34 protein-coding genes are annotated in these 24860 nt (G+C 46.6%); 18 read left to right on the top strand and 16 right to left on the bottom strand.

All coding sequences use genetic code 11. From position 1 onward, the window contains the following. Positions 1-75 precede the first annotated feature (75 nt). From AC3B4V_RS11525 to AC3B4V_RS11505, 5 genes are all read left to right on the top strand, one after another. Complete coding sequence (locus AC3B4V_RS11525; RefSeq protein WP_488378495.1) at positions 76-771, top strand: ABC transporter ATP-binding protein; 696 nt, start codon at positions 76-78, stop codon at positions 769-771. Between the two features lie 27 nt (positions 772-798). Then, positions 799-1569, top strand: coding sequence for a hypothetical protein (locus AC3B4V_RS11520; RefSeq protein WP_488378494.1), 771 nt, complete (start codon positions 799-801; stop codon positions 1567-1569). 19 nt (positions 1570-1588) lie between these two features. After that, complete coding sequence (locus tag AC3B4V_RS11515) at positions 1589-4234, top strand: ABC transporter permease (RefSeq protein ID WP_488378493.1); 2646 nt, start codon at positions 1589-1591, stop codon at positions 4232-4234. A 61-nt stretch (positions 4235-4295) separates the two neighbouring features. Next, positions 4296-6932: an ABC transporter permease gene (locus AC3B4V_RS11510; RefSeq protein ID WP_488378492.1), complete on the top strand. Its 2637-nt coding sequence runs from the start codon at positions 4296-4298 to the stop codon at positions 6930-6932. Positions 6933-6949: 17 nt separating this feature from the next. Beyond that, entirely contained in the window at positions 6950-7477 is a 528-nt protein-coding gene (locus AC3B4V_RS11505; RefSeq protein ID WP_488378491.1) for an HAD-IIIA family hydrolase, read from the top strand. A 201-nt stretch (positions 7478-7678) separates the two neighbouring features. On the opposite strand, the gene AC3B4V_RS11500 is transcribed toward AC3B4V_RS11505, so the two are convergent. After that, positions 7679-7801, bottom strand: coding sequence for a hypothetical protein (locus AC3B4V_RS11500; protein ID WP_256443265.1), 123 nt, complete (start codon positions 7799-7801; stop codon positions 7679-7681). 152 nt (positions 7802-7953) lie between these two features. Between AC3B4V_RS11500 and AC3B4V_RS11495 the strand changes: the two genes are divergently transcribed. Together AC3B4V_RS11495 and AC3B4V_RS11490 are read left to right on the top strand one after the other, a co-directional pair. After that, a complete protein-coding gene (locus AC3B4V_RS11495; RefSeq protein WP_488378490.1) occupies positions 7954-8655 on the top strand; it encodes a hypothetical protein in 702 nt (233 codons plus the stop codon). Further along, entirely contained in the window at positions 8627-9883 is a 1257-nt protein-coding gene (locus tag AC3B4V_RS11490; RefSeq protein WP_488378489.1) for a hypothetical protein, read from the top strand. The genes AC3B4V_RS11495 and AC3B4V_RS11490 overlap by 29 nt, the downstream gene beginning before the upstream one ends. Before the next feature lies 1 nt (position 9884). Here the strand turns inward: AC3B4V_RS11490 and AC3B4V_RS11485 are convergent, their stop codons facing one another. Next, complete coding sequence (locus AC3B4V_RS11485; RefSeq protein WP_488378488.1) at positions 9885-10415, bottom strand: nucleotidyltransferase domain-containing protein; 531 nt, start codon at positions 10413-10415, stop codon at positions 9885-9887. Then, entirely contained in the window at positions 10412-10999 is a 588-nt protein-coding gene (locus AC3B4V_RS11480) for a TetR/AcrR family transcriptional regulator (protein ID WP_488378487.1), read from the bottom strand. Before AC3B4V_RS11480 ends, AC3B4V_RS11485 begins: the two co-directional genes overlap by 4 nt. Positions 11000-11154: 155 nt before the next feature. On the opposite strand from AC3B4V_RS11480, the gene AC3B4V_RS11475 reads away from it, so the two are divergent. Together AC3B4V_RS11475 and AC3B4V_RS11470 are read left to right on the top strand one after the other, a co-directional pair. Beyond that, positions 11155-11871: an ABC transporter ATP-binding protein gene (locus AC3B4V_RS11475; protein WP_223040365.1), complete on the top strand. Its 717-nt coding sequence runs from the start codon at positions 11155-11157 to the stop codon at positions 11869-11871. Next, positions 11871-12899, top strand: a complete 1029-nt coding sequence (locus tag AC3B4V_RS11470; RefSeq protein WP_488378486.1) for an ABC transporter permease — start codon at positions 11871-11873, stop codon at positions 12897-12899. Before AC3B4V_RS11475 ends, AC3B4V_RS11470 begins: the two co-directional genes overlap by 1 nt. Here AC3B4V_RS11470 and AC3B4V_RS11465 read toward each other — a convergent pair whose 3' ends face one another. Further along, positions 12900-13601 carry a hypothetical protein gene (locus AC3B4V_RS11465; RefSeq protein WP_488378485.1) on the bottom strand — a complete coding sequence of 234 codons (702 nt, stop codon included), beginning with the start codon at positions 13599-13601 and terminating at the stop codon, positions 12900-12902. Positions 13602-13683: 82 nt separating this feature from the next. Between AC3B4V_RS11465 and AC3B4V_RS11460 the strand changes: the two genes are divergently transcribed. The 3 genes from AC3B4V_RS11460 to AC3B4V_RS11450 all read left to right on the top strand — a co-directional run bounded on the left by AC3B4V_RS11460 (position 13684) and on the right by AC3B4V_RS11450 (position 14496). Further along, on the top strand, positions 13684-14028 hold the full coding sequence (locus AC3B4V_RS11460) for a DUF2200 family protein (RefSeq protein WP_488378484.1): 345 nt from the start codon (positions 13684-13686) through the stop codon (positions 14026-14028). A gap of 12 nt (positions 14029-14040) precedes the next feature. Next, positions 14041-14211, top strand: coding sequence for a hypothetical protein (locus tag AC3B4V_RS11455; RefSeq protein ID WP_488378483.1), 171 nt, complete (start codon positions 14041-14043; stop codon positions 14209-14211). A 75-nt stretch (positions 14212-14286) separates the two neighbouring features. Beyond that, positions 14287-14496, top strand: coding sequence for a hypothetical protein (locus AC3B4V_RS11450; protein WP_481265753.1), 210 nt, complete (start codon positions 14287-14289; stop codon positions 14494-14496). A gap of 59 nt (positions 14497-14555) precedes the next feature. On the opposite strand, the gene AC3B4V_RS11445 is transcribed toward AC3B4V_RS11450, so the two are convergent. The 4 genes from AC3B4V_RS11445 to AC3B4V_RS11430 form a co-directional block, all read right to left on the bottom strand. Next, entirely contained in the window at positions 14556-15098 is a 543-nt protein-coding gene (locus tag AC3B4V_RS11445; RefSeq protein WP_488378482.1) for an NADPH-dependent FMN reductase, read from the bottom strand. A gap of 54 nt (positions 15099-15152) precedes the next feature. Then, a complete protein-coding gene (locus tag AC3B4V_RS11440) occupies positions 15153-16136 on the bottom strand; it encodes a ring-cleaving dioxygenase (RefSeq protein ID WP_035397186.1) in 984 nt (327 codons plus the stop codon). Between the two features lie 58 nt (positions 16137-16194). Then, positions 16195-16629: a MarR family winged helix-turn-helix transcriptional regulator gene (locus AC3B4V_RS11435; RefSeq protein WP_488378481.1), complete on the bottom strand. Its 435-nt coding sequence runs from the start codon at positions 16627-16629 to the stop codon at positions 16195-16197. A 194-nt stretch (positions 16630-16823) separates the two neighbouring features. Beyond that, positions 16824-17504, bottom strand: a complete 681-nt coding sequence (locus tag AC3B4V_RS11430; RefSeq protein ID WP_488378480.1) for an NAD(P)H-dependent oxidoreductase — start codon at positions 17502-17504, stop codon at positions 16824-16826. A 119-nt stretch (positions 17505-17623) separates the two neighbouring features. Here AC3B4V_RS11430 and AC3B4V_RS11425 point away from each other — a divergent pair, with 119 nt between their 5' ends. Both AC3B4V_RS11425 and AC3B4V_RS11420 read left to right on the top strand, forming a co-directional pair. Next, positions 17624-17995: a winged helix-turn-helix transcriptional regulator gene (locus tag AC3B4V_RS11425; protein WP_488378479.1), complete on the top strand. Its 372-nt coding sequence runs from the start codon at positions 17624-17626 to the stop codon at positions 17993-17995. Continuing rightward, the gene (locus AC3B4V_RS11420; RefSeq protein WP_214857716.1) at positions 17992-18450 is read left to right on the top strand and encodes a VOC family protein; all 459 of its coding nucleotides are present in this window, start codon (positions 17992-17994) and stop codon (positions 18448-18450) included. The genes AC3B4V_RS11425 and AC3B4V_RS11420 overlap by 4 nt, the downstream gene beginning before the upstream one ends. Here the strand turns inward: AC3B4V_RS11420 and AC3B4V_RS11415 are convergent. The 4 genes from AC3B4V_RS11415 to AC3B4V_RS11400 are packed head-to-tail and all read right to left on the bottom strand — an operon-like array spanning position 18443 to position 20281. Further along, a complete protein-coding gene (locus AC3B4V_RS11415; RefSeq protein ID WP_488378609.1) occupies positions 18443-18898 on the bottom strand; it encodes a Type 1 glutamine amidotransferase-like domain-containing protein in 456 nt (151 codons plus the stop codon). The genes AC3B4V_RS11420 and AC3B4V_RS11415 overlap by 8 nt on opposite strands. A gap of 12 nt (positions 18899-18910) precedes the next feature. Beyond that, on the bottom strand, positions 18911-19075 hold the full coding sequence (locus AC3B4V_RS11410; RefSeq protein ID WP_488378478.1) for a hypothetical protein: 165 nt from the start codon (positions 19073-19075) through the stop codon (positions 18911-18913). Between the two features lie 25 nt (positions 19076-19100). Continuing rightward, positions 19101-19859 (bottom strand): aminoglycoside phosphotransferase family protein, encoded by a 759-nt coding sequence (locus tag AC3B4V_RS11405; protein ID WP_488378477.1) that lies wholly within the window; start codon positions 19857-19859, stop codon positions 19101-19103. Further along, complete coding sequence (locus tag AC3B4V_RS11400; protein ID WP_488378476.1) at positions 19856-20281, bottom strand: Lrp/AsnC family transcriptional regulator; 426 nt, start codon at positions 20279-20281, stop codon at positions 19856-19858. Before AC3B4V_RS11400 ends, AC3B4V_RS11405 begins: the two co-directional genes overlap by 4 nt. Before the next feature lie 136 nt (positions 20282-20417). Between AC3B4V_RS11400 and AC3B4V_RS11395 the strand changes: the two genes are divergently transcribed. After that, entirely contained in the window at positions 20418-20576 is a 159-nt protein-coding gene (locus tag AC3B4V_RS11395) for a DUF1272 domain-containing protein (RefSeq protein WP_488378475.1), read from the top strand. Between the two features lie 35 nt (positions 20577-20611). Here the strand turns inward: AC3B4V_RS11395 and AC3B4V_RS11390 are convergent, their stop codons facing one another. Beyond that, entirely contained in the window at positions 20612-21076 is a 465-nt protein-coding gene (locus tag AC3B4V_RS11390) for a DUF4188 domain-containing protein (protein WP_047394648.1), read from the bottom strand. 1 nt (position 21077) lies between these two features. Beyond that, positions 21078-21614: a PadR family transcriptional regulator gene (locus AC3B4V_RS11385; RefSeq protein ID WP_055968286.1), complete on the bottom strand. Its 537-nt coding sequence runs from the start codon at positions 21612-21614 to the stop codon at positions 21078-21080. Positions 21615-21761: 147 nt separating this feature from the next. On the opposite strand from AC3B4V_RS11385, the gene AC3B4V_RS11380 reads away from it, so the two are divergent. Next, entirely contained in the window at positions 21762-22034 is a 273-nt protein-coding gene (locus AC3B4V_RS11380) for a hypothetical protein (protein WP_488378474.1), read from the top strand. A 5-nt stretch (positions 22035-22039) separates the two neighbouring features. Here AC3B4V_RS11380 and AC3B4V_RS11375 read toward each other — a convergent pair whose 3' ends face one another. Together AC3B4V_RS11375 and AC3B4V_RS11370 are read right to left on the bottom strand one after the other, a co-directional pair. Then, a complete protein-coding gene (locus AC3B4V_RS11375) occupies positions 22040-22597 on the bottom strand; it encodes a histidine phosphatase family protein (RefSeq protein WP_488378473.1) in 558 nt (185 codons plus the stop codon). Then, positions 22594-23256, bottom strand: coding sequence for a Type 1 glutamine amidotransferase-like domain-containing protein (locus AC3B4V_RS11370; protein WP_214860072.1), 663 nt, complete (start codon positions 23254-23256; stop codon positions 22594-22596). Before AC3B4V_RS11370 ends, AC3B4V_RS11375 begins: the two co-directional genes overlap by 4 nt. Before the next feature lie 90 nt (positions 23257-23346). On the opposite strand from AC3B4V_RS11370, the gene AC3B4V_RS11365 reads away from it, so the two are divergent. Both AC3B4V_RS11365 and AC3B4V_RS11360 read left to right on the top strand, forming a co-directional pair. Then, positions 23347-24066: an alpha/beta fold hydrolase gene (locus AC3B4V_RS11365; protein WP_488378472.1), complete on the top strand. Its 720-nt coding sequence runs from the start codon at positions 23347-23349 to the stop codon at positions 24064-24066. A gap of 81 nt (positions 24067-24147) precedes the next feature. Then, positions 24148-24855: a hypothetical protein gene (locus tag AC3B4V_RS11360; protein WP_488378471.1), complete on the top strand. Its 708-nt coding sequence runs from the start codon at positions 24148-24150 to the stop codon at positions 24853-24855. The last annotated feature ends 5 nt before the right edge of the window (positions 24856-24860 follow it).

The following is a 24860-nucleotide window of genomic DNA, read 5'->3' as shown; positions in this document are numbered from 1 at the left end:
ATAAAAACGCAATAGACAAAATTTTCTAAAAATAATACACTGAACATAACCAAATTATGTAAAAGGAGTGGTCATATGGATATTACCTTTCAAGATATTTCGCATACATTCGAACGAAGCGGTGTCCGGACCGACGTCTTGCATCAACTAAACGGTCAGTTTTCGCAAAGTGAGGTGACGGCACTCGTCGGTCCATCCGGGTCTGGAAAATCAACGTTCCTGAGTCTCCTTGGTTCACTCGATCGCCCGACGTCCGGGCAGATCCTCTATGACGGGCAGGACATCACGTCTTGGAAGAACAAACGGTTATCGCAATTCCGCTCGCACGAGATCGGCTTCATCTTCCAGCAGTTTCACTTATTACCGGCACTGACGGTGTCCGAGAACTTAAAGGTCGCCTTGTTAAAGCAAAAGACATCCTTCAATCAAGATGAGCGGATTCTCAAGCTGCTCGAACGGGTTGGACTCGACGATAAACGGAATGCTTTACCTGCTCAATTATCCGGTGGACAACAACAACGGGTCGCGATCGCCCGTGCCCTGCTTCACCATCCGCAATGGATTCTCGCGGACGAGCCGACCGGTAATCTCGATTCCGTGACCGGTGACGCAATCTTCGAGTTGTTACTAGAGCTGCATCGTGAAGCTAAATGTGGCGTTTTATTTGTCACACACGACCTAGAACTCGCCGAACGTGCTGACCGGATTCTCTTCATGCAGGACGGACGAATCGTCGAAGACCGCCGGAAGCGTACGGTGCAAAGTGTTTAAGTACTGTTTAAAGGGAGGTGTCTCGCGTTGCACACGTTTCGTGCCAAATTAATCACGAGCTTTATCGGCTCACTTGTCGTTTTTCTGTTGCTGTCGGTATCGACGCAGTCTGCGTATGAAGCGTTTCGGAATGCGGACTTCTCGGAACAGGAGACGACGATCGTGCGGGGATGTAATCATAATGACTTATCCAATTTATTCTTCACAAAAAACAGTTGTAATTTCGATGAAAAAATCGATGAGAGAGAAGACGGCATCGATTTTGGTGAGTCCGATGAACAAATTAAAAATACTGGTGGCACACCACGCGATCGAAAAGTAAACGATCTTCCTCCATTTTCTATTTCGAATGTTGTAGAAAGTTCGTCTTCTTCAAATAAACTTCTATTCTTCACCGCTGTACTTGTACTCGTTACTTTCGTAGCATACCGGATTCTTCGTCGGCGGCGACGTTCATCACAGTCACGAGAAGTTGACAGTGAAGCAAAACATTGGGTCCAACCATCTCCTGAAAGTTATGTCCAACAAACAAACCTTCAATCGATGCTTACTCCGCCTGAAGAATCATTACGCCTGATGCTATTTGATTTTAATCAACGCTTACCACGTGCCCTCAAGCGGCGAAGTCACGAATCGTTGACAGACTGGACAGAGCGCATTCATCTGGTGACGCCACTCTCACCTTATTTCGTCACTCGCTACTCAGCGCAAGCAGAAATAGAAGCACTCGATGCACAAGCGATTCACCATTTCGAACAAGATCTTGCACATTATTTAAAGACGCAAATCTCCCAATAACAAGCAAAGGAGACTACATATGCTTCGTTTCGTCATCAATCAATGGCGCCGGCAGCGTGGGAAATTCATCCTGACGCTCGTCGGGGCGCTCATCATCAGTGCCGGACTCAGTTTGATGTTCAATCTTACCGACTCGAGTCAAGGGACTGTTGAACAAACGTTACAAAAGAAATGGTCGTCCGCCTATGATATCGTCGTGCGACCGAAAGGAAGTCAGCTTGCGAGTGAGTCGAATAATTTACTCGAACCGAACTATTTAAATGGGATCGACGGAGGAATTTCCTTCAAACAATACGAAACCATCAAAAAAATGAACGACATTGAAATTGCGGCACCCGTCGCCGTGATGGGTTATGTCAAACTTGGCTTACGCGTTGATGAGCAATGGGACGTTCCCGATAAACCTGGCTTTTACCGTTTGAGAGAAACGCTGACATCACCTAACGGTTTCGGGGAAAAAATCCTAAGCGACGAAGCCGTTTATAGTGTCAATGCCAATCAAAACTCACGTGTTCCTGATATACCAGGAGTCTTTACAACTAAGTCCACGTCGCGAATCATCTATCCTCGAACATTCAGCTTGCTGGTAGCAATTGATCCTGAAGCTGAAGCCAAGTTAGTAGGTCTTGACCGTAGCATCATTCCTTCAAAAGGAAATAGTCGCTATTTTACTAAAAATGATAAAGCAACCGAAAAAGCAGATCCAAATACCATTCCCATTCTTTTAAATCCAAATTCATTCAATCAAGGGACTTTTCAGTATTCAATCGAACGACTAGATGTTCCATTCGGTACACAAAAACAACAAAATACATTTTATTCAAAGATTCCAAAGGATTTTACACCTGCCTTTGAGATGTTGAATGAGATTCCAAGTAAAACAATCAAAAAATTTACGATCTCTTCAAAAGATGTTGAGCAAAAATTTTTTAGCACTTTAACGAATACTCCAACAAAAAATATCCATTCATCACGATTGGATAATGCAACGATTGCTGATTACTTACAACTCGAAATCACAACTGGACCGCTAACTTATCGCCCTGAAAAAAGTCCCTATACCACGCGTTGGTCAAATGCATATCAAGTTGAAAGTCAGAAAATTCAAGTCACGAATCCATTTTTAAAGGATATCAACTCTTTACCTAAAACCGGATATCGTTCCACGCATTCGTTAGAAAAAAAAGTAAAAGACACTATGGGTAGCGGGAATGATATTTATTATTCTCCCGGCTTTTCAATGAATGTCATCGGACTTTATGATCCTAACAAAATTCGTGTATCAAAAGATCCACTTAATGAGTTACCGATGGAGACATATCGCCCATCTTCAGCTGATCTGGTCTTAGATGCAAACAGAAAACCAATCAATCCAGCTAAATCTATCAATACTTCAGGTGACCCAGTCGGATTACTGACTAACTCACCGAATATGTTGACGACTTTAGACAGTGCACAGCAATATCGAGGCAACAAATCGATTTCATCGATTCGTCTAAAAATTAAAGGTGGCGAAACACTCAGCGAAAAGTCAGATCAGCTCTTACAACAAATCAAAGCAACCATCGAGAGAGATCCTGGTCTTGTCGCTACGATCACTAAGGGTTCTTCCCCACAACCGGTCGTCACGAAAGTCGTCGAACAAGGCAAAACACTCGGTTGGATCGAACAACCATGGGTTCATATCGGTGCTGCGATGACGATTTTCCGCGAGACGAGCGTCGGGTTCTCCGGTGTCATCTTCGCAATGCTCGCCGTCGCGATCGTCTATGTCCTCGCGACGAGTTATGTTTCGATGCTCGCGCGTCGGAAAGAATTCGCTGTTTTACTCGCACTCGGCTGGCGGACGAAGGATCTCTATAAAATTGTCTTGATCGAGGCAGCGATTCTCGCCGGATTCGTCTCAACGGTCGCCTTGATCGTCGAAGGAATCTTCTCGTATGTCCGTAATGAAGCGATGAACGGGTTGAGCCTTCTCTGGATCGCGCTATTCAGTCTCGTCATTTACCTCGCTGGCGCCGCTTGGTCAGCATGGACGATTCGCCGCATCTCACCGTACGAAGCGATCAAGACCGGCGAATACGCGAAAGCTGCTCGCATCGGACTGAAGCTTCGTTCGACGATGACACTTGCACTAAAGGAACTGATCGGGAAATGGAAGCGCAATAGCCTGTCCGTCCTCTCGATTGCTTTACCGACAGCTCTCTTGACCTTCTTCCTGTTCGTGACATTCCATTTACAAGGTGTTCTTTACACGTCGTGGCTCGGACAATTCGTCGCCCTGCAAGTCGGTCCGATGCATTACGTGACAATGGGTGTTGCAATCACGATCGCCATTTTAACGACGGGAGAGATCATGTGGCAAAACGTCACCGATCGTCGCGCTTCACTTGCCGTCTTAAAAGCGCTCGGCTGGACGAACGGCGCGATCCGACAGTTGATCGTCCTTGAAGGTTTCTTAATCGGACTCTTTTCCGGTATCGTCGGACTGTTAATCGCTTACACCACAATTTATACACTGTACGATCTTGTTCCGTGGAATGAGCCGTTGTTGATTGGCGTATCGCTCGCCTTACCAATTTTATTCGGTATCATCGCCGCGATCATTCCAGCACAACTGGCAGCACGTGTCCAACCGTATCAAGAACTCAAAGATGCAGCTTAATATTTATTTTGTAGCGAGGGGCAACAGATGTTGTCCCTCTCTCTTCACGGGAGGAAGGATTATGTTTCGTTTTGTCTTAAACCAGTGGCGCAGGCAACGTGGAAAATTCATTTTGACGCTCGTCGGTGCGCTCATCATCAGCGCTGGACTCAGTCTGATGTTCAACTTGACCGATTCAAGTCAGGGTACGGTCGAGCAGACGTTACAAAAGAAATGGTCGTCCGCGTATGATATCGTCGTTCGACCGAAAGGCAGTCAGATGACGACGGAGTCGAGTAAGTTACTCGAACCGAATTATCTTAATGGGATTAACGGTGGGATTTCGTTTAAACAATATCAACAAATCAAACAAATGAATGAGGTTGATATTGCAGCCCCGGTCGCCGTCATGGGGTATGTCATGTCTAATGTTTCCTTTGAAAAAGCGATTAAAATTCCTTCCACACCAGGAATCTATCGTTTTACAGAAACCACTTATATTCAAAACGGCTTCAAGAAAGAGCGACAATCAAAAACTGTGCTTCATCTTGCTCAAGGAACAAAAGTTCAAGTTCCTGAGAACGCTTCATTCATTTCTGAACAAATTGATGGTTTTTCAACGGCTGTCGCTAGAAATCCAGTCCTGATCGTAGGTATTGACCCAAAAGAAGAAGCACGGTTGGTCGGTCTGGACAAGAGTGTACGTACGACGAACAAATCCCGATACTTCAATTCGACCGATCACCATGAGTCAGACGCGACTAATAATCAAAATATCATCCCGATCTTAGTGAATCCGAATTCTTTTAATAAGGGAAGTTACGACTATGATATCGAACGTCTCGATGCTCCTTATCAAACCGAACAAGACCAGCAAAAACTAATTGATAAGGTCATCAAAACACAACCAAAACGGTCTATTATCAATTCTCCTCTTGCCTCTTATCCCGCTAAGAGTATTCAACACCTTTCCATCCCAACCGCTAAAGTAGAAGAAACCTATCTGCGAACGATGGTTGAAAAAACGAACAGCTTACAAACGGATTCTGAATATGCAGAAGGAGGACAATTGGTTTATCAATCTGGCCCTCTTCAATTCCAATCAACGCTTAGTCCATTTACAAGCCGATGGAGCAACGCTTTCGAAGTATCCGCGACGTCGACACGAATTTCAGGAATCGGTATTGAGAAGGAACTTATTTCAGATAAAGGATTTCGCTCCCTCACATCGATGGGACAAAAGGTTAAAAAACCAGAACCAGGCTCATCTAATGTCCGCTTTCCATTTTTACAATTTAAAGTCGTTGGTCTGTACGATCCGAAAAACATCAAGGTCTCAAAAGACCCGCTGAACGAGTTACCAATGGAAACTTATCGTCCTTCGTCTGCCGATCTTGTTTTAGATGCGAAGGGGGAACCTGTCAACCCAGCGAAATCGATTGATACGTCTGGTAATCCCGTCGGACTGTTGACGAGTTCTCCAAACATCCTGACGACGATTGACAGCGCGCGAGCAGTCAATGGTGAACAAGCCATTTCTTCGATTCGCCTTAAAATCAAAGGCGCTTCGACCGTCAGTGAAGCATCGGAGCAACTACTCCAAGACGTGAAAAAGCAAATCGAACAGAAAACTGGATTAATGGTCACAATTACTAAGGGTTCCTCTCCTCAACCCGTCGTCACGAAGGTTGTCGATGACGGTAAGACGCTTGGCTGGATCGAACAACCGTGGATCCACATCGGTGCTGCGATGACAATCTTCCGCGAGACGAGTGTTGGGTTCTCAGGCGTCATCTTTGCGATGCTCGCCGTCGCCATCGTCTATGTCCTCGCGACGAGTTATGTTGCGATGCTCGCGCGCCGAAAAGAATTCGCTGTTTTACTCGCACTCGGCTGGCGGACGAAGGATCTCTATAAAATCGTCTTGATTGAGGCGGCGATCCTCGCTGGATTCGTCTCGACGGTTGCCTTAATTGTCGAAGGAATCTTCTCGTATGTCCGTAATGAAGCGATGAACGGCTGGAGTCTTCTTTGGATTGCGCTGTTCAGTCTCGTCATTTACCTGGCTGGTGCGACGTGGTCAGCGTGGACGATCCGTCGCATCTCACCGTACGAAGCAATCAAGACCGGTGAATACGCGAAAGCTGCTCGCGTCGGACTGAAGCTTCGTTCGACGATGACACTTGCACTAAAGGAACTGATTGGGAAATGGAAGCGTAATAGTTTGTCCGTTCTCTCAATCGCTCTACCAACAGCACTGCTGACATTCTTCTTATTCGTGACGTTCCATTTACACGGTGTCCTCTATACATCATGGCTCGGTCAATTCGTTGCCTTACAAGTCGGTCCGATGCATTACGTGACGATGGGTGTTGCGATCACGATTGCCATTTTGACGACGGGAGAGATCATGTGGCAAAACGTCACCGATCGCCGCGCCTCACTCGCGGTCTTAAAAGCACTCGGCTGGACGAACGGCGCGATCCGTCAATTGATCGTCCTCGAAGGCTTCCTTGTTGGTCTGATTTCCGGAATCATTGGACTGATTGTCGCCTATACGACGATTTATGTCTTGTACGATCTAGTACCGTGGAATGAACCGTTGTTGATTGGTGTATCGCTTGCCTTACCGATTTTGTTCGGTGTCATTGCGGCGTTCATCCCAGCACAACTGGCAGCACGTGTTCAACCGTACCAAGAACTGAAAGATGCTTCGTAATCAAAGGAGTTGTACACATGAATTCTATTCAGGCAATATTTCTTGATCGAGACGGAACGATTGGTGGAGATGCCACCGTCCACTACCCTGGAACGTTTGCGTTATTTTCTTACGTTCCTTCGCTAATCGAACGCTTACGCAATCAAAGGATTTTACTGATTGCGTTTACGAATCAACCTGGTATTTCAAAAGGATTGGCGCGTGAAGAGGATTTTCGAACAGAATTACAGAACTTCGGCTTTGATGATACGCTGATTTGTCCGCATGCAGCGGAAGATTGTTGCACTTGTCGCAAACCGTCACCTGAATTATTATGGCAAGCTCAAGTAAAACACGATCTCCGACTCGATCAATGTGTCGTCATTGGGGACCGATGGAGTGATATGATGGCAGCTGCGCACGCCGGGTGTATCAAAATCTTAGTTCGAACCGGTGCCGGAGAGAGCTCCATTCGTGATTACGCTGATCGCGTGGAACAAGCAAACGTCGACTATATTGCCGACGACTTAACGGCCGCGATTGCTTGGCTCGATGCGCAAAACTGAACAAACAAAAAGGCGCGCTTCCACAACGGAAGTCGCGCCTTTGTTAATGCTTTGAACGTTTTGGTTGAGAAGATGCGTAGACACTAACCGCTAACACAAATAAGATTGCAAACCATGTCCAAAATGACATGTCATCGCCTCCTTTGAATGATGCGTAGGTACTTTAACTATCTTCTTTTCATTACCAATAAATCCCTGCAATCATTTATTAGCAATTTTTCGTAACAGATAAAGCGCGTAGATGATCGATGGAACAGCCATCGCCATGAGGATGAGATGGACACTTCCGAATAACACGTTCACAGCTAGATTAAAATCTGACACTTTTGTTTCCTCCTATATTTCAATGGTTCTCTTATATTTATTCTACTATAATAATGCATTCACTATATTTTGAACCCTTACAATTATGTAATAATTTTCAATTATTCTTCATTATGAAGAGATTCACGTTACACTGAACGTACGAAACAGAGATGAATATGTTGCAATTAATATTTGAGTACATGCCTTATTATTACGATGATGATCTTCAGTTGATTCCAAATGACTTTTCAAATCCTGACAATCTGCGATTCGTCATCGAACAAGACTACACGTCAGCTCTTAGCATCTTTACGAATCCAGACGATGAATCGTCTTCATTCGAAAGTTCATTTCTTGAACAGTGGTTTCATAGATTACAAGCTTTCCCCCTATTCGTCTGCGTGGAGGTGAATCGCTATGACGAAGAGGAGTTTGAAGCGTTATGCCAGTCTTGCTCGATTACATATAATGTTTTAACACCACTTGCGGACAAAGGTTTCATCGTCGTTGAGCTGCAGCATGTTACCGATTTTCAACACCTGTATTCTTACTTACATTCCCACGCGAGTTGGAATGATCTTGTCATCTGGTCGACCAAATCAAATGTCTTCCGGATTGAATACCGAACGTACTACTACTCCGAACGACCAGAAAAAACAGTCATCGTCTCCATGCAGGAAAACATGTCTGTCTTTGCGTTCAGCTACGATGCAGATGTCGTAAATGTTGTTTCAAATCAACCGTTTTTCGAGACATCCGATTGCTTATTCCAAACCTTACCTGACTTCGTCATTCCAACCTTGATTGACGACACGGAGGACATACAAAAAAGGAGTGAACAGCTTGCATGCCCTAACAAAACAACTAACTGAATACATGCTCGAGAAATATCGGCTAACCGATTATGTACTCTATGAATCGTCCTACGCTCGACACAAACGGAACGACCAAACCGTTTACTCTTTTGAGACGTTTTGGATTCCGCGAGGTGCATCGGTTATCGAGGAAGAGGATAACACGATGCTTCCTGAAGGAACCGTGCAGATTACAATTGACCCTGTCACGAAACGAACGACGACGTTATCCTTACACGGTTCGACCCCGATTCATTCCGTTCCTGACGATTTACGTGAGCCAACCACTCGGATCGCTTGGATCGAATCAGAGACTGATATGATCCATGGTACGCATTTCATGCTCGAAGAAGAAAACGACACTTTTTTCAGTTATGTGAGTTGTCACGAAGGGATTCGGCTTTCACCCGGTTGTTTCATTCACTTGACGTTAACGGAAAACGGTCAACTCGATGAGTTGTTCCTATACGGTCCTCACCCGAGTGATCATCATGTGAATCAGGAACCTTTCGCTTTAACGCTCGAGGACATCGACTCGCTAGCTAAACAACAAATAAAGTGGTTCTCCTATACAAAACCAGGACATCAATACGCGCATACTGTCGTCGAGACGATCGTGACGCAAGAAGGATCTATCCTTGTGCCTAGTAAACTGGATTTCACGTCATCACTTGATCGAAATGACATCTTAACGTGGGCAAATCCGTCAACTTCAATTCTCAAGCGCCATCCTTTCCAATCAGCAGCAAGCGTGACAGCAGAGGATGTGATCATGCAGACTGAACATCCTGATTTTCATCCAATTCAGCAAGAGACAGTGAATGCCTGTCGAATTGCGGTTCAAGAAATCGTCCAAAACGTCTACCCCAGTGAATCCGGACAATGGGCGATTCGGTACATCTACCGGCAACATCCCTACCTTGCTGTCACGTTGTCACGCGCGTATCCGACGTCCTATGTTGATCAGCAGCGACGCGTCACGATTCTCCTTGACGAAAAGACACTTGACTGGATTAGCTTGACCGACGATCAGGAACTCCATACCGCGCTCGCATCCGTTACTCCACCGGAGCTCGAGGATGATCAGCAAGATGTCATTTTCAATGCATTACGTCCGTACCTTTTGCTCACTCCGCGTTATGTGTTCGATGTCTCAAAAGGTCACTACGTTCTTTGTGGTTTGCTTGACTCGAACCACGCTTACTTATCAGCAACGAACGAAGTCGTCTTATTACGCGACTTATAGGTCAATTCAGCCATTGATCTATCCGATTTCTTACGACTTGCGGAAGAAAGAGGCTTCTCAGCTGTTCGAGACGCTTACGGTCGACTTCCTGTTTCGTAAATACGTCCTCAATCATCGTGACCTTTTGTTCCCGCCCCGGAATCAGTTGATAGATGACATACCAATCGACGAGTGACATAAATGGAAGTCCAGTCTCATTAATCGTTTGTTCAGCAAACGGATAGACGAACACGCCCTCGTCATGACGAACCTGCAGTCCGCTCATCAGATCAAGATCGATTCCTTCGATGATGAATTCTTGGAATACTTCCGTTGCATAGAGTGACGTCTCGTCTTGTTCAACGACAGTTCCCATCTCAGATAACAATAGGACTGCCCGTTCGGCGTCCGCTAACGCGACGACGAGATCGATGTCGCGCGGAGTGACAGGCAGTCCATGATGCTCCAACAATAATGAACCACCGATGCCAAAATGAATCCGTTCTTGTTGCAAACACGCAACGACTTTTTCTAAGACCTGCTCAAGACTCATCGCCGGAACCCTGCTGCTCGAAACGGTCCTTCCATCGAAATCGTAAAGATGATTCGAGCAATTTCTTCCGGTGATGTCCCGTTTGGATGACTCAACCAGGATTCGATGACACCGAGATGAGCGGCTGAGAGATAGGCAATGAGATAATTTTCTGGAACGAGCCGTTCTCCTTGTTCCGGTAGTCCTGAAAACAGAATCTGTTGCATGTAATCACGGACCCGGTTCCGAAACATCCCGTCACTCGTCGGACTGAGTAGGATCCGCATCAGCGTCCGGTGTTCATAAAGAAACGTCAGAAACGGAATAATTCGTCGGTACGGTGAGTCCTCCTTTTGGTTGATTAAGACAAAGGGAATCTCGCGTTCAAACGTCGCTTCAATCTTTTCAAAAATCTCATTCGTCATCCGCTCGAGTAGTTCGTATTTATCCGCGTAATGATGGTAGAACGTCCCGCGGTTGACTTCCGCCCGATCTGTCAACAACTTGATCGTCACGGCATCAAAACCAACTTCGTCGATCAGCTGAAGGAACGTCTCACGAATCCTCCGGTCAGTCCGGATAACGCGTAAATCCTGTTTTTTCATTGAAATCGCCTCTTTCTTCAACATTTTAGAAGGATGTGTCGCTTAAGCGACAGATGGACGTCAACTGGTCATTGCTCCCAGTTTCTCTCCCTTTTATAATGAAATTAATCAACACGTTGTTCAATAATTATTTTATAAAAAGGAGGGAGAATACGATGGATTTACGACTGAACGGTGTATCAAAATCGTTTCATCAACAGAACGTCCTCCAACAGATTGATCTTTTGATTCCGTCCGGTGAGATTTGTGGCTTGCTCGGTCCGTCAGGTTCTGGTAAGACGACACTGATTCGTTTGATGATTGGTGCGATCCAGGCAGACGCAGGTTCGATTCAGATTGGTGACACTTCGATGCCAAGCTTCAAGATGTTATCGCAGATTGGTTTCATGCCACAAAACGATGCTTTGTATGAGGATTTATCGGGGCTTGCGAACCTGCAATTTTTCGGTTCCTTATACAACATGTCCCGTCAGGATTTAGCAAAACGCATCGAGGAGGTCTTGACACTCGTCGATTTAACGAATGATCAAAAAAAGCTCGTTCGCCATTATTCCGGCGGGATGAAGAAACGATTGTCCCTCGCCATCTCAATCTTGCATCGTCCGACCGTCTTATTCCTGGATGAGCCGACCGTCGGGATTGATCCCGTGTTACGCCGCCAGATTTGGAATCAATTCCAAGCGATTCGTGCGCAAGGTACGACGATTGTCGTCTCGACCCATGTCATGGACGAAATCAATGAATGTGACCGGGCAGCACTGATCTATAACGGTCGAATCATCGCCTACGATCCGCTCGACCGTTTGCTCGCACAGACTGAAAACGGTCAGGTCGAGGAACTATTCCTGCTCGCTGGAAAGGACGTGACATAATGTGGCACCTCGCACAACGGGTCATCCGTCAAACGTTGAACGATAAACGAAGCGTCGGACTCATTTTGCTTGCTCCGTTATTAATCTTCACCTTGATCTATTTCCTACTTGGAAACGATGACTACACGCCAGTCGTCGCCATCAGTCAAGATGTACCGACTCCAGTCTCACAAGCGATCGAAAAACAGGATCTGTCGCTTAAAACGTATAACGGCAGCGATGCGGACGCCTATCTCAAGGACCATGAAACGGTCGACGTCGTCTTAGATATGAAAGACAATCAGCTAGCGTTGAACCTCCGTGAACCTTCGACGAAAAGTTCCAAAGCGTTACGCGAAATTCAAGCTGGACTGGCATCGCTGCAACCGACGATGCAACTCGAGACGAACTATCTGTACGGAGATGTTGATCAATCGACCTTTGATGCGCTTGGCTTCGTCTTTTTATCGTTGTTCTCGTTCTTCTTCGTCTTCATCTTATCAGCAATGGCACTCGTCAAGGAACGCAGTGGCGGCACGCTCGAGCGGTTGATGATGACACCGATTCGCCAGACCGACGTCATCTTCGGCTATACGCTCGGTTATAGCGTCTTCGCCTCGATCCAGGCGATTCTTGTCGTCCTGTACGCGACGACCGTTCTCGACTTACCGTCTAAAGGTTCGATCATCTGGGTCTTCCTGACGATGCTTGGACTTGCCGTCGTCGCGGTCTTGTTCGGCGCAACGATTTCAATCTTTGCTCAGTCTGAATTACAAGTCGTCCAGTTGATTCCCTTTACGATCATTCCGCAGATTTTCTTCTCGGGCTTGATTCCGCTTGATTTAATCCCGTATGGACTCGGTAACATCGGATATATCACCCCGATTTTCTACGGAGCGAGCGCGATCAAGGAGGTGCTCGTCTACGGCAACGGTTGGCCAAGCATCTGGCCGTACTGGCTTGGATTGTTCCTCTATGGTGCAGTGTTGTTCCTGTTGAACATGCTTGCTCTCAATAAATATCGCGGACACCAAAAAAGACACGGCTGATTACACAAGCCGTGTCTGATTTTGCTCAAGCTGTTCGAGGAAAACAGTTCGTCGCGAAGGATCGAGTGTATGTTCCGGAACATCAGCATACCGAACGAGCTGATAGATCTCATGCGGGACCGTGACCTCTAAGCGTGTAAACCACTCCGTCAGCGTCTCATGTGTCCGACGTTGCTGCGCTGGAGCAAGTGACCGATTAAACGCGCGCACCGCTTCACGAATTTTTGAATCAAGAATACTGTCTTTAGATGAGGACTGGACTTCAGGCGTTAGCGGAAGCGATAGAGCGGTTCGTTTCGGTTGATGACTTGATGGGAATGACCACTGCATACGGTTGAATCGTTGTCGACGATACAGGTAGATGATGACTAGAGCGACCATCCAAGGAGTCATACGTGCGATTTGATTGATCGCATCTGTCAAGAAACCTTTCCCAAGCTCAATCGGTTTTTTCTTTTTAGGTTCCTTCCGATATCTTTCGTGCCCAATTTTTGAAGAATCCGGTTGTTTGATGATGTGTTCTTCTTTCACATAGATGACTTTTTTAGTCGGTAAGATCTTGCTCGGAATATGTACCCAGTTTCCTGTCGATTGATCAATCGGTGGATCGATCAATGCTTGATACGATAGTTTTACACCCATGATGCCTAAAAATAGGACTAGGCACGTCAAAAAAGTCATTCCAATGATTCGATGTCTCATTTCATCCTGCACCTCCAAATCGAATTGAAATCCGTGACACAAGACTTTTTCCCATATGTTACCATGAAAGGAGGCGATTCAGATGAGTTACGAAAAAGTATTTCAAATGCCAATGTTGCAGCTGTATCAGGTATACCGTCAAAAAGTCGAGCGTAAGCAACGGACACAAGAGGAACTCGATGACGTGCTGTTCTGGTTGACCGGACACACGCAATTCACTCTTGAACAAGCCATACAAACCCAAAACGTCGCAGCCTTTTTTGAGCACGCACCCGCCCTGAATGAACGTCGTTTTTTAGTCACTGGCGTCATCTGCGGGATTCGTGTGGAAAACCTAACGGATCCGCTCATTCGTAACATCCGGATTCTCGACAAACTCGTCGACGAACTGGCGAAAGGAAAAGCGTTATCTAAAATCTTACGATAAGGAGGAATGCTGATGTCTACTTTACTCAGTACACTGGCGATCCTCGTCATGGTGACCAGTATGACTTATTTCATCGTCTATCAAGTTAAACGAAACAAAGGAACGCATCGTTCTCCCGTCTATCGACTTGTCTTTAGTGGTCTGTTGGTCGGCTTGATGGTCAGTTATTTTTTGCTGACGTGAGTCGTGATTTTTAGTTTTTGACTTAAACAATAAAATTATTAATACAGTATTTGAAATAATAGAGGAGGTATACGATTGCAACTTCGAAAATGGATCCTTCCGCTTTTGCTACTCATCTGTCTCGCCTCACCGAATGCCGCAACGACATATGTGAAATGGACGGTCGCTCCAACGGGTCACTATCTCGAACGGCTTCAAGCGGCTGACATTCCTTATAAAGTCCGCCAACAGACGCTTTACATTCAAGAAAAGGATCTGCGTCGCGTCACGTCGTGTTGTACATGACAACGATAGAAAACCCCCTCATTTCGCTGAAATAAGGGGGTTTTCTGATCAATCACGATTTAGCGGATTGTTTTTAATGCTGTTGCCCACGGAATGACTTGATCGAGCATTTGGTTGACCGATGTTTCTTGAACGGCTGCCGCTTTTAAGACCGATCCGTTCTCGAAATCCGTGAACAAGGATAACGCCGGATGCACCCGGACATCGGCAATCAATAACTCACCGAGGATACCGCGCAAATGTTCAGCTGCCCGCGCTCCACCGACGGAACCATAAGAGACGATTCCTGCCGCTTTATTGTTCCATTCGACTCGTAAATAATCGAGCGCGTTCTTGAGTGACGCTGCAATCGAGTGGTTGTATTCCTGGACGATGAAGACAAAGCCGTCTTGTGCTGCGACATCCTTCGACCAAGCAGCAGCACCCGACGCATCCCCGTCCTTTTCACCTAGGAGCGGTAATTTGTAGTCGGCGATATCAAGAATCGTATAGTTCGCATCCCCTCGTTGATCGGCGAGTTGTTTGACCCAGTTTCCGACTTGTGGGCTGAGGCGTCCTTCACGTGTGGATCCTAAGACGATACCAATATTTAATTTCTCCATTTTCATTTCCTCCTCTTGTTTAGATGCGGTTAGCTACGTTATCGTAATGTTCTCTTAAAGGTATTCTTTTTCGATTTTGCGCGTACTCCGGACCGTATCGATTGGACGGACCATTTGTTCGATCTGTGCTCGTTGCGGCTCGAGGAACGGTGGTAATGATAATTTCTCCCCGACCGTTTCGTATGGCTCGTCCCCCATGAAACCAGGACCATCCGTTGCCCATTCGAACAAGACACCACGCGCGACACGTGCATAAAGGGACTCGAAGAAGAAGCGATCGACGTAACCGGACGTGTTGAAGCGTAGCTGTTGCATCCGCTCGATCCATTCTTGTAAGGCAGCCGTATCTTCAACGCGGAAGGCGACGTGGTGCACCGTTCCGAATCCTTGACGTCCGCTTGGTAGAACGACGTTATGCTCAACGATGACTTGGGCACCATTTCCGCCTTCACCCATTTCGAACAAGTGCAGGGAACCCGCTTGATCGACTTCACGCATCAACATCGCTTGTTCAAGTACCGCTTTTAAATTGTCGAATTCCGCGATCCGGATGTGAATTGGACCGAGTCCCGTGATCGCGAACTCGAGGGGTACCGGACCGTTTTGCCACGGTGTGCCGGAAGCGACACCTTGATTATGCTCGTCAGAGATCAACATGTATTGTTGCTCATCGAAATCGACGAACGAGAGCGTCTGCTTGCCGAATTGTTCTTTGATACCACGGTGCTTGACGTCGTATTTGTCAAAGCGTTTAATCCAGTATTCGAGTGCGGCATCCGTCGGAACACGGAACGCTGTCTTAAAGATTTCATTCGTTCCGTGTGACCCTTTTTGAATACCAGGGAAATCAAAGAACGTCATATCCGTGCCGGCAGATCCTTTATCATCGGCGAAAAATAAGTGATACGTCTGGATGTCATCCTGATTGACGGTCTTCTTTACCAATCGCATCCCTAGGACGTTCGTAAAGAAGTCATAGTTTTTCTCGGCACTGCTCGTAATCGCCGTCACGTGGTGGATTCCTTTTAGTTCATTCATGAAAAATCGCTCCTTTAATGGTTATTATCTCGAATTCGAGATATCAGTCTAAAAAATTTTATTGTTTTTTTGCTTGATAGCCGATCGTTTTGGCTGTCTCGATGAATGCTTCGAGGTCTGACGGGGCTATTCCTTGAAATACTTGATTGATCGCTTGCTCGTGCTCCGGAAAAATCGTTTCCATCAATTGGTGCCCTTCAGGTGTCAGTTCCGCAAATGTCACACGCCTATCCTCTGGACATGCTTTGCGGACAACGTAATTCTTCTTTTCAAGCTTATCGATGACGTAGGTGATGCTACTACTCGTGATCAAAACTTTTTTCCCGATCAATTGAATCGGTTGCCTGCCCCTGTGAAACAGCAACTCAAGAACCGAAAAATCCGTTGGGTTCAACCCCCATTGCGCAACATCCTTCTTGATGACTTCATGTAACGCATCGACTGCGCGCACCATGACCGTTAATGCTTTCAAGTTCGGATTCGGTGGAGTCATTTCGTTCACCTCTTTTGTATCTTTAATTCATATATCTTTAATTCGAGATAAATATACCATTCCGATTTTTGTTCGTCAACTGTTTTGAATCATATTTGTATGAACTTGATGCGTAACAAACTAAAAAAACTGAGCCGAAGAAAAAAATCAGCTCAGTTGCGATGAATCACATAGTTTTTAAAATAGCTTGAAGTTTAGACCCAATCAACGAGATCAGCGATGGCTTGACGCGTTTGTGGATGCGCCGGTGCTGCATTTCGATAACCGAATGCTGCCATGACCGCGACATTCAGATTGTCCGTCAAATGTCCTTCTTCACGTAACAGCTGTTCGACAGCTTGTTGGTCGAACCCTTCGATTGGACACGAATCAATCCCGATTTGTGCCGCGCTGGTCATCATGTTACCGAGCGCAATGTATGTTTGTTTTGCCGACCAATCCCGCATGGCACGCTTTGATGACACAAGATCGAAGTCGGATTCTTGGAACTGACGATAAAATGAATGACGACCTTTCTGTGCTTCAGGCGTTAATCCGATCACGTCCTGCATCATATGGTTGATGTAAGGCGCGTCAAAATGCATGTCCTGTTCATTTCGAGCCAAGAGGATGACGAAGTGGCTCGCTGTCTCAAGTTGTCCAGCAGCGCCCCACGCAAACGGTGCAAGCCGCGCACGAAGTGACTCATCTTGAATGACGAGAAAGCGCCACGGTTCGTAGCCAAACGATGACGGTGAAAGACGCCCCGTTTCGAGAATGAAGGCAAAATCCTCTTCCGGAATCGGTTTGTCCGCAAATCGTTTTGTCGCGTGACGGAAGGCGAATGCCTCGAGAATCTGTTGTTTTCGTAAATCGGTAGTCGTTTTAGTTAACATGTTCTAGTCTCATTTCGTATGATAGTGACATCTGAAGTGTATGCCGCTTCCTAACAAGCGACAAGTACGCACTTTGAAGTGACATACTATCAATCATGTAACTAAAGGAGACGATCCACATGCAAATCGAAGAAAGTTGTGTCTTTCTAAATACTTATTCTTGCGCGACGGCAGCGACGGTTGAAGTGATCGGTGGAAAGTGGAAAGCCATCTTAATCCATCAATTACTTGACGGTCCGCTTCGCTTTTCAGAACTATTGAAGACCTCTGAATCCATCAGCCCCCGTATCTTGACCTTGCAATTACGCGAACTCGAGCACGATGGGCTGATTCATCGCGTGACATACGCAGAAGTACCACCTCGGGTCGAGTATTCGCTTACCCCGCTCGGTGAGACCCTTCGTCCACTCGTCCTGATGATGAAACAATGGGCGACCGAACACATGTCTAGCGTGCTCGAACATCGTGCTACAGGAGAACTCGTTCGATGACGTTCTCACTATATGAAGCGCATCTACCGGTAACTGATTTACATCGATCGATTGTATTTTACGAATCACTCGGATTGACCTTTGATCATACCGTTGACGATCGAATCGCATTCTTATGGATTGAACCCGGAAAAAGCTGGATTGGACTTTGGCTTAGCGAGCACGCGAACACACCGTATCATCCTTCTATCCGACACATCGCTTTAACTGTCGACATCGACTTTTTACGGAATGCTCCAGGTTGGCTGCGCGAGCGTCAAATCGAACCACGCGCTGCATTTGGATTTGGACCAGATGAGCCCTTCGTGATGACACATACGAATTACGCCCATGCCAAATTGCATTTCAATGATCCGGATGGAAATAGTCTAGAATTCATCTGTCACTTACCGAATCCGAAACGACTATCGAAGAAGATGACACTCCTAGAGTTCGAGACGCTAACGTTCACTTAATGTAACGTCCATACAACGCGTGTCCTTCTCCTAATCGATAGTGATCTGTCCCAGAAAGAATATACGCCGTATCGTCAGGTAATCCGATCGCGTGATTCATTTGAGACAAGTGTTCCTGAAAACGGGTTGCCCGTTTTTCCTGGTTTAAATGAGGACAGAGACAACCGCTCAGCCAGCCTTGCCCCGTATCCAGGCAATAGTCCGTTCCGTCCTCACTCGTACGGATCCCGTATTCCATCGCATAAATCGCTCCAGCGCTGACACCGACGTACCATGTTCCACGCTTGATGGCTTGTTCAAGCAATACATCCATGCCTTTTACAGCAAAAGTCTTGACGAGTAACGGATAATTGCCACCACCGACATAAAGAATGTCGGCATTTTCTATTAGTCGTCGTTGCGTCGCCATGGATTGTTCGTCGTCAAACAGCGTGACGATCGAGACAATCGCGCCAAGTGCTTAATATGTATCTTGAAATTGGTATTGATATAGCAATTCATCTCGACTTGCCGTCGGCAGGAAAACGATATGTGGTGCGTGTTTCGTCAGTTGAACGACATGCCGATTGATGAATTGATGAGACGGAGCAACCAGTTGACCGCCTCCGATTAGCATGAGGTTCATCTTTTTTCTCCTTTTCAGCGGCTTTTTAGAAAAAGGAATACAGTCCGTGTTCGTAATAATCAAATTCTCGTTTAGTCAGTCGCTCAAAACGGTAGCCTTCATAAAAGGCATCGAGGGCTCGCGGATCATCGATGATTGGACTGATCGCAAGAGCGATATCATACCGCCGATCGCCCGGTCTCATCGCCCCGACATCAATGAACGACAGCGTTCCGTCCGTCGCGATGAACAGATTGTCCGTCGTACAGTCTCCATGAATCCAACTGGCAGTTATCGGATCCGGACAGGAGGACTTTAATCGTTTCAGTAAATCCAACGTACCGGACGTCCAAGCAGATGCGACATAACGTTCCGCTGTCATAAGTCGTTCCGTTAACCACTCCTGTGACGTTCCCCCTGTCGTGCGTTGATGAAACTGGAAAAGATACGTTCCGAACGCTTGCCACAGCTGAATCCGTTGCTCACTTGTCGCCTGTCTTAAGGCTGTCGTCAACGTCATCCCGTCTCGCCACTGCATCAAGAGATGACTTAGCTGTTCCGTCTTTAAAAAGCCGACGTACTCAGGTAGGAACCCTGGCTCTCGTTGCATCCATTTTTCTAAGACAATTGCTTCTTCTGCGAGCCATTCTTGGTATCTCGCTTCCGTAGCAGTCTTTAGTAAGTAACTCCCTTTCTTTGCTTCAATCCGGTACACAATCGAAGTTCCCCCTTGCTCACCAAGCTTTTCGACGTGCCCGATATCCCCCGTCAGTTGTTCGATCCGTACACGTGTCGCTTCCGTCATACCGTATATCCCGTGAACGGCACTGGCGTCGACAGCCGAATCCAGGTCGACGGTTTGCCGTAGACCGATGCATCATCGATAAAACGTTCCAGTGTTGCAACGGACGCGGTTTGCAACTTGACCATGAAGTTATAACTACCGGTCAGGCGGTGACACTCGACGACTTCTGGATGTCCTTTACAAAATTCAATCAAGCCTGCGCAGCGTGTCTCTTCGAACATGACGATCGCGAGTAACCCTTGCGCGAGTGCTTCCGGATTTATGACAGCGCGGAATCCTTCGATGATTCCCGCGTCCTCCATTTTTCGGACCCGTTCGATGACGGCAGGTGCCGATAACCCGATCTGTCGTCCGAGTTCCGACCACGGAATCCGTGCATCGTCTTGCAGAATCCGGACAATCTGTTGATCAATTTGGTCCATTTTTCATCTCCCTTTCGAATTAAAACCACTTTCTTCAAATTAACACGGAATCAAAGGAAAATATAGCCTTTCCCTATGTTCTCCTACTGTGCTCACCAAAATGCTTTTCTTATACTAATTACAGGAGGTGATACATATGGAATCAACCTGTGTCCGGTGTCAAGAAACGATTGAAACGACGATCTATCAGTGCTCGCACGCTTGTACGTTTTGCGAACCGTGTACGAAAACGCTCGATCATATTTGCCAAAACTGCGGGGAGATGCTCGAACCTGTCACGCCAGTCGCGACATAAAAAGACGGATGCCTCGGCACCCGTCTTTTGTCTATTTAGATCGTCTCTTGTGATTGCCGCTCGGCTAAGCGCCCTTTTGCTTGTTCTTGATGCGGCTTGATCGCCGACTCCCCGAGTGCTTTCGCTAGACCTCGTGTTGGAAGATTGACATACATCGACTCATAATTGCTGACTTCGAACGTCTCATGAAAGATCCCGACCGCTTCTGATGTCCGTGCCTTCTGATTGAATCGTTTCCACGCCGTCAAATGACGGGAACCATGGGCATACGCCATCAATTCTTCCGTCGAACGCCAATATTGAATCAACGTCACGGAACGCCAACCGACAAGTGACTCATGCGAAATCAGACCGACATCGTTTGCATAACACTCTTGTAGCATCGGTCCCATCGCCTGGACCGTCGGCAACCATTGCCGGACGGAACGTAAACGATTGATTCGTAAACCGATGATGAACACGACGACGTCTTTGTTCGGAGTCGCAATGATCCGTTTCATGTCAATTTCCTCCTTCAAGGGTCTCAAGGGAAGCGTCACACCAATCGAGTAACGCCCGTGTCTTCCGAATGCCATAATCAAGCGTCAATAACCAATAGACGGCATCATTCGAGTCCGGATAAGAACGAATCATCGCATCGATCGCTTGATACGTCTCAAGCCGTTCTTCGAGCAATCGCGCGTGCTCCTGAATTTTCTGCAAGGTGACCTCTTTTGAAGCATGTCGAGCGAAGTACAGCTTCAACAACAGGTCGTTCCGTTGCACGGGCAGCTCGACGGACGGTTCAGCGACCCATCGTGCAAGCTCCGCATGCCCGTTTTCCGTCAGGGCGAATTGTTTCCGTTCCCCATCCGTGACCTCTTCAACGATCAACCCTTCCGCCTCTAACCGTTTCAGCGTTGGATAGACTTGTCCGAAGCTGATTTTCCAGAAGTGATTCAAACTCGTATCGATCGTGTGTTTCATCTCATAACCAGACGTACATCCGCTTGCAAGAAGTCCGAGAATCGCATAACGGGTCATGTTTTCTTTTGGCATCGGTCCCTCCTATATCTAAAAGATAGTATCTTTTAGATATAGTTCCCGTTCATTCAAATGCCAAACAAGAAATTCACTAAATGAAGCAGGAATTCTCGTTTTAAATCCGAATTCTTGTTCACATACTTAATTAAAAGGAGTTCTCACATGACATACGCTAAAGCTTCTATCTTCTTTAGTTTGCTCGGTCTGTTCATCGCCTATATGATTTTCCCACCGCTCAACTGGTCGTTCGGACCGAACTCGATGCTTACGATTCCGATCGGACTTGTCATTTATCTGTTCGGAATCGGACTCGGGATCGTCGCCTTCAAACGACGCGAACCGGGAATCCTCAAATACGTCAGTCTCGCCTGTGCCGTTCCGCTTGGCGTGTTACTACTGCTCTTTCTCGGTTTCATCTTCAGCGGGCAGATTTAATCATTTTACAATAGTTGTTCATGAGACGTTTTCCCGCTTGCATCGAATGTCAGCTGATGGATTGCTGGACTCCCCATCGCGCCCAGCCACTCATTTGCCGGTCGTTCAGTGTAGTGTTCGAGCACTAACGCCAACACGAGACCATGCGTCGCGACGACCACTCGGTGGTACGGGTGGGTTTTAAGTAGCTGATCGATGGCTACTAGAGCACGATTGCGTGCTATTTGATTCGACTCTCCACCTTTTTGCGCGTAATCGTCATTTTGGAATGATCGCTTCAACAGTTCTTCTAGCCGTTTAGGTGATAAACGTTCGTCTGTTTCCTGAAAACACCGTTCCTGAAACGCTGCCTCGTAGATCGGCAAACCTCGTTGCTCAGCAAGCGGGCGAACGGAGTCCATCGCTCGTTGCATCGGACTCGAATAAATGGCGTCAATCGGCAGCGCTTGAAAGAACGCTACGAGTTCTTGCGCTTGTTCCTGACCTGCATCTGTTAATCCCCGCCCTCGATCACTGCCTGTTTTGATCGATTCGCAATGGCGAACGAAATAGATCGTCCTCATCGCAACTGGACCCAAGTTCCTTCAGAAATTACATCTACGTTCGAACCGATGACACGGATCGCTGTCGCGTCGTCGATTGCGTAAGCTGGATTCGTTAATATCTCAGCCCAAGACTTGGCAGCTTGTAAGTGATTGTCCGGTAACTGCGGATGATCGAGATGCGGGAAGATTGAAAAATCAACGAGACCTAATGTTGCGTCCGATTGCTCCGGCGTCTTTTTCCACCCAACGAAATCTGTTCCAATTCGTGGCGTAAGCACCATGCTACCGGCACTCATCCCGACATAGACCCCTGTCAAATTCGGTAACATGCGATCAAAACCCGATTCGACGAACCAATGATGTAGAAAGAGTGGATCCCCACCATTAACGAGGATGACATCCGCTTGTTCGACCGCTGGTTGCCAAATTGCTGGATCAATTACCGAGACCGCTGATAATTCCAACAGACCGACTGACTTCCATCCTAAATCAACCATCGGTGCCTCATCTTTTCCTTGAATGAAGTTTGTAGCAAGCTCCAATCCTTTGGATAACGCATATGAAGCTGTCGTGATCGCGATGGCATGGCATTCCTCAATCGGTTTTCCGAGCATCTCGCGTAACGCGTTGTGAATCGATGGATTTTGTATCCCACCAGACGTTAATAAATAGTCCATCATGATACCTCCTGTCCTTTGCTTCAGTTTACAATATTTGTACGTTTCTGGTATCCTTACTTTTATTCCCACTAGAATAGGAGGAATCATATGTCTTTCGATTTAATGACGTTACCTGAAACGACGTTACACTATCGTCTGATTCTCGGAACTTCCAATCAACCGACGTTTATCTTTGAAAATGGATATGGACAAGATCTTTCAACTTGGCAACCAATCATGGATCAAGTTGAAGGACTTGGAACGATCTTGATGTATGACCGTACGAACATCGGTGGCAGTATGCCCTATGATTCCGAGACTAGTCGACAGAGCGTGAATCGCCTTCGCCGTTTGATTCATACTTTATCTCTCAAACCACCATTCATTCTTGTTGGTCATTCCTATGGCGGCACGTTAGTTCGACAATTTGCATCGCAATATCCAAATGAAATAAATGGGCTATTGCTCATCGATGCAACACCAGAGTCCTATATTCAACGCTTCTTACCCGTTATGCCAAACACGTTCCAATCCATTTACAAAAAACAATTCACGCTCGAATGTACATACGAAGATTTTAAAGAGAGTATTGAAGCGACGAACGTCGATGTCCTCTACCTATTTCCACTCATTGTTCTGTCTGCTGGTAAAAAGGATCATTATTCGCGTGAAGCGCAACTATTGTGGCACGAATTGCAACGACAAACTGCTGCACAGTCGATTCAAGGATCATTCATCGAAGTTGCCAACAGCCGGCACTTCATTCAACAGGATGCTCCCGATATTGTGATCGATGCGTTACATCGTTTGATTTCAGGTGATTCTTAAACTCTTTTCAAAGGAACTATTTCCCATTTACATACGTATAACTAATGTAAGCTTGATTCGACACACTGAATGGAGGCACATATGTATTCGATTCCTAGCTACTTCACACTCTACTTAAAAATCATGCTGACGGATAAGATTCCGGTCTTTTGGTCGTTGATCTTCCCATTGATTCTCGCCTTTGTCTTCGGGTCACGACTCGACTTCACCGAGAGCAGTTTCCTCTCGTTCCTCGCGCTTTTTTGGGGCTATATCTTACTTTCGATTTACGTGAATGGCATCGGTCTCCAGCTTGCCCGGATGCGGGAGCATGGTTTGATGAAAACGTATATCATGATTTCCGGTAGTAAGATCGGTTGTATTCTCGCACTCGTACTCGTTCAGCTCGTGTTCGCAACCGTTAGTTTAACGGTCTTTACGACGATCCTGATGCTCGTGTTCGGCTTCTTCTCACCTTTGACGTTGTTACTTGCATATCTCGTCTTGTTGCTCAGCATCCCGCTTGCTTTTGCAAGCATCGCCTTGACGATGCTTCCGGCAAAGATTTCGAGTATGTCGACATTGATCAACATCGTCATGTATCCCCTGTTCTTGTTCGCAAGTAGCCAACCGGATCGTTGGTACAGTTACTTGAATCCTTTTTATGTCATGAAAACACTCGGTCTCGCCGTCTCCGAGCACGTTACGGGAGCATCGTTACTTATCTTGACCGTCGTACTCGTCGTTTATTTATTACTTGGTCTATTCTCTGTCAAACGCTTTAATCTCATGTCATTGCTGACCCGATAGGAGGA

It is taken from the genome of Exiguobacterium sp. E17S, assembly GCF_057772545.1.
This window is presented reverse-complemented; position numbering and strand designations above follow the sequence as displayed.

Coding starts and splice junctions, on each gene's coding strand:
- AC3B4V_RS11525 (WP_488378495.1), top strand. CDS start 76: ATGGATATTACCTTTCAAGATATTTCGCATACATTCGAACGAAGCGGT.
- AC3B4V_RS11515 (WP_488378493.1), top strand. CDS start 1,589: ATGCTTCGTTTCGTCATCAATCAATGGCGCCGGCAGCGTGGGAAATTC.
- AC3B4V_RS11510 (WP_488378492.1), top strand. CDS start 4,296: ATGTTTCGTTTTGTCTTAAACCAGTGGCGCAGGCAACGTGGAAAATTC.
- AC3B4V_RS11505 (WP_488378491.1), top strand. CDS start 6,950: ATGAATTCTATTCAGGCAATATTTCTTGATCGAGACGGAACGATTGGT.
- AC3B4V_RS11495 (WP_488378490.1), top strand. CDS start 7,954: ATGAATATGTTGCAATTAATATTTGAGTACATGCCTTATTATTACGAT.
- AC3B4V_RS11485 (WP_488378488.1), bottom strand. CDS start 10,415: ATGAGTCTTGAGCAGGTCTTAGAAAAAGTCGTTGCGTGTTTGCAACAA.
- AC3B4V_RS11480 (WP_488378487.1), bottom strand. CDS start 10,999: ATGAAAAAACAGGATTTACGCGTTATCCGGACTGACCGGAGGATTCGT.
- AC3B4V_RS11475 (WP_223040365.1), top strand. CDS start 11,155: ATGGATTTACGACTGAACGGTGTATCAAAATCGTTTCATCAACAGAAC.
- AC3B4V_RS11470 (WP_488378486.1), top strand. CDS start 11,871: ATGTGGCACCTCGCACAACGGGTCATCCGTCAAACGTTGAACGATAAA.
- AC3B4V_RS11465 (WP_488378485.1), bottom strand. CDS start 13,601: ATGAGACATCGAATCATTGGAATGACTTTTTTGACGTGCCTAGTCCTA.
- AC3B4V_RS11460 (WP_488378484.1), top strand. CDS start 13,684: ATGAGTTACGAAAAAGTATTTCAAATGCCAATGTTGCAGCTGTATCAG.
- AC3B4V_RS11455 (WP_488378483.1), top strand. CDS start 14,041: ATGTCTACTTTACTCAGTACACTGGCGATCCTCGTCATGGTGACCAGT.
- AC3B4V_RS11445 (WP_488378482.1), bottom strand. CDS start 15,098: ATGGAGAAATTAAATATTGGTATCGTCTTAGGATCCACACGTGAAGGA.
- AC3B4V_RS11440 (WP_035397186.1), bottom strand. CDS start 16,136: ATGAATGAACTAAAAGGAATCCACCACGTGACGGCGATTACGAGCAGT.
- AC3B4V_RS11435 (WP_488378481.1), bottom strand. CDS start 16,629: ATGACTCCACCGAATCCGAACTTGAAAGCATTAACGGTCATGGTGCGC.
- AC3B4V_RS11430 (WP_488378480.1), bottom strand. CDS start 17,504: ATGTTAACTAAAACGACTACCGATTTACGAAAACAACAGATTCTCGAG.
- AC3B4V_RS11425 (WP_488378479.1), top strand. CDS start 17,624: ATGCAAATCGAAGAAAGTTGTGTCTTTCTAAATACTTATTCTTGCGCG.
- AC3B4V_RS11420 (WP_214857716.1), top strand. CDS start 17,992: ATGACGTTCTCACTATATGAAGCGCATCTACCGGTAACTGATTTACAT.
- AC3B4V_RS11410 (WP_488378478.1), bottom strand. CDS start 19,075: ATGAACCTCATGCTAATCGGAGGCGGTCAACTGGTTGCTCCGTCTCAT.
- AC3B4V_RS11405 (WP_488378477.1), bottom strand. CDS start 19,859: ATGACGGAAGCGACACGTGTACGGATCGAACAACTGACGGGGGATATC.
- AC3B4V_RS11400 (WP_488378476.1), bottom strand. CDS start 20,281: ATGGACCAAATTGATCAACAGATTGTCCGGATTCTGCAAGACGATGCA.
- AC3B4V_RS11395 (WP_488378475.1), top strand. CDS start 20,418: ATGGAATCAACCTGTGTCCGGTGTCAAGAAACGATTGAAACGACGATC.
- AC3B4V_RS11390 (WP_047394648.1), bottom strand. CDS start 21,076: ATGAAACGGATCATTGCGACTCCGAACAAAGACGTCGTCGTGTTCATC.
- AC3B4V_RS11385 (WP_055968286.1), bottom strand. CDS start 21,614: ATGCCAAAAGAAAACATGACCCGTTATGCGATTCTCGGACTTCTTGCA.
- AC3B4V_RS11380 (WP_488378474.1), top strand. CDS start 21,762: ATGACATACGCTAAAGCTTCTATCTTCTTTAGTTTGCTCGGTCTGTTC.
- AC3B4V_RS11375 (WP_488378473.1), bottom strand. CDS start 22,597: ATGAGGACGATCTATTTCGTTCGCCATTGCGAATCGATCAAAACAGGC.
- AC3B4V_RS11370 (WP_214860072.1), bottom strand. CDS start 23,256: ATGGACTATTTATTAACGTCTGGTGGGATACAAAATCCATCGATTCAC.
- AC3B4V_RS11365 (WP_488378472.1), top strand. CDS start 23,347: ATGTCTTTCGATTTAATGACGTTACCTGAAACGACGTTACACTATCGT.
- AC3B4V_RS11360 (WP_488378471.1), top strand. CDS start 24,148: ATGTATTCGATTCCTAGCTACTTCACACTCTACTTAAAAATCATGCTG.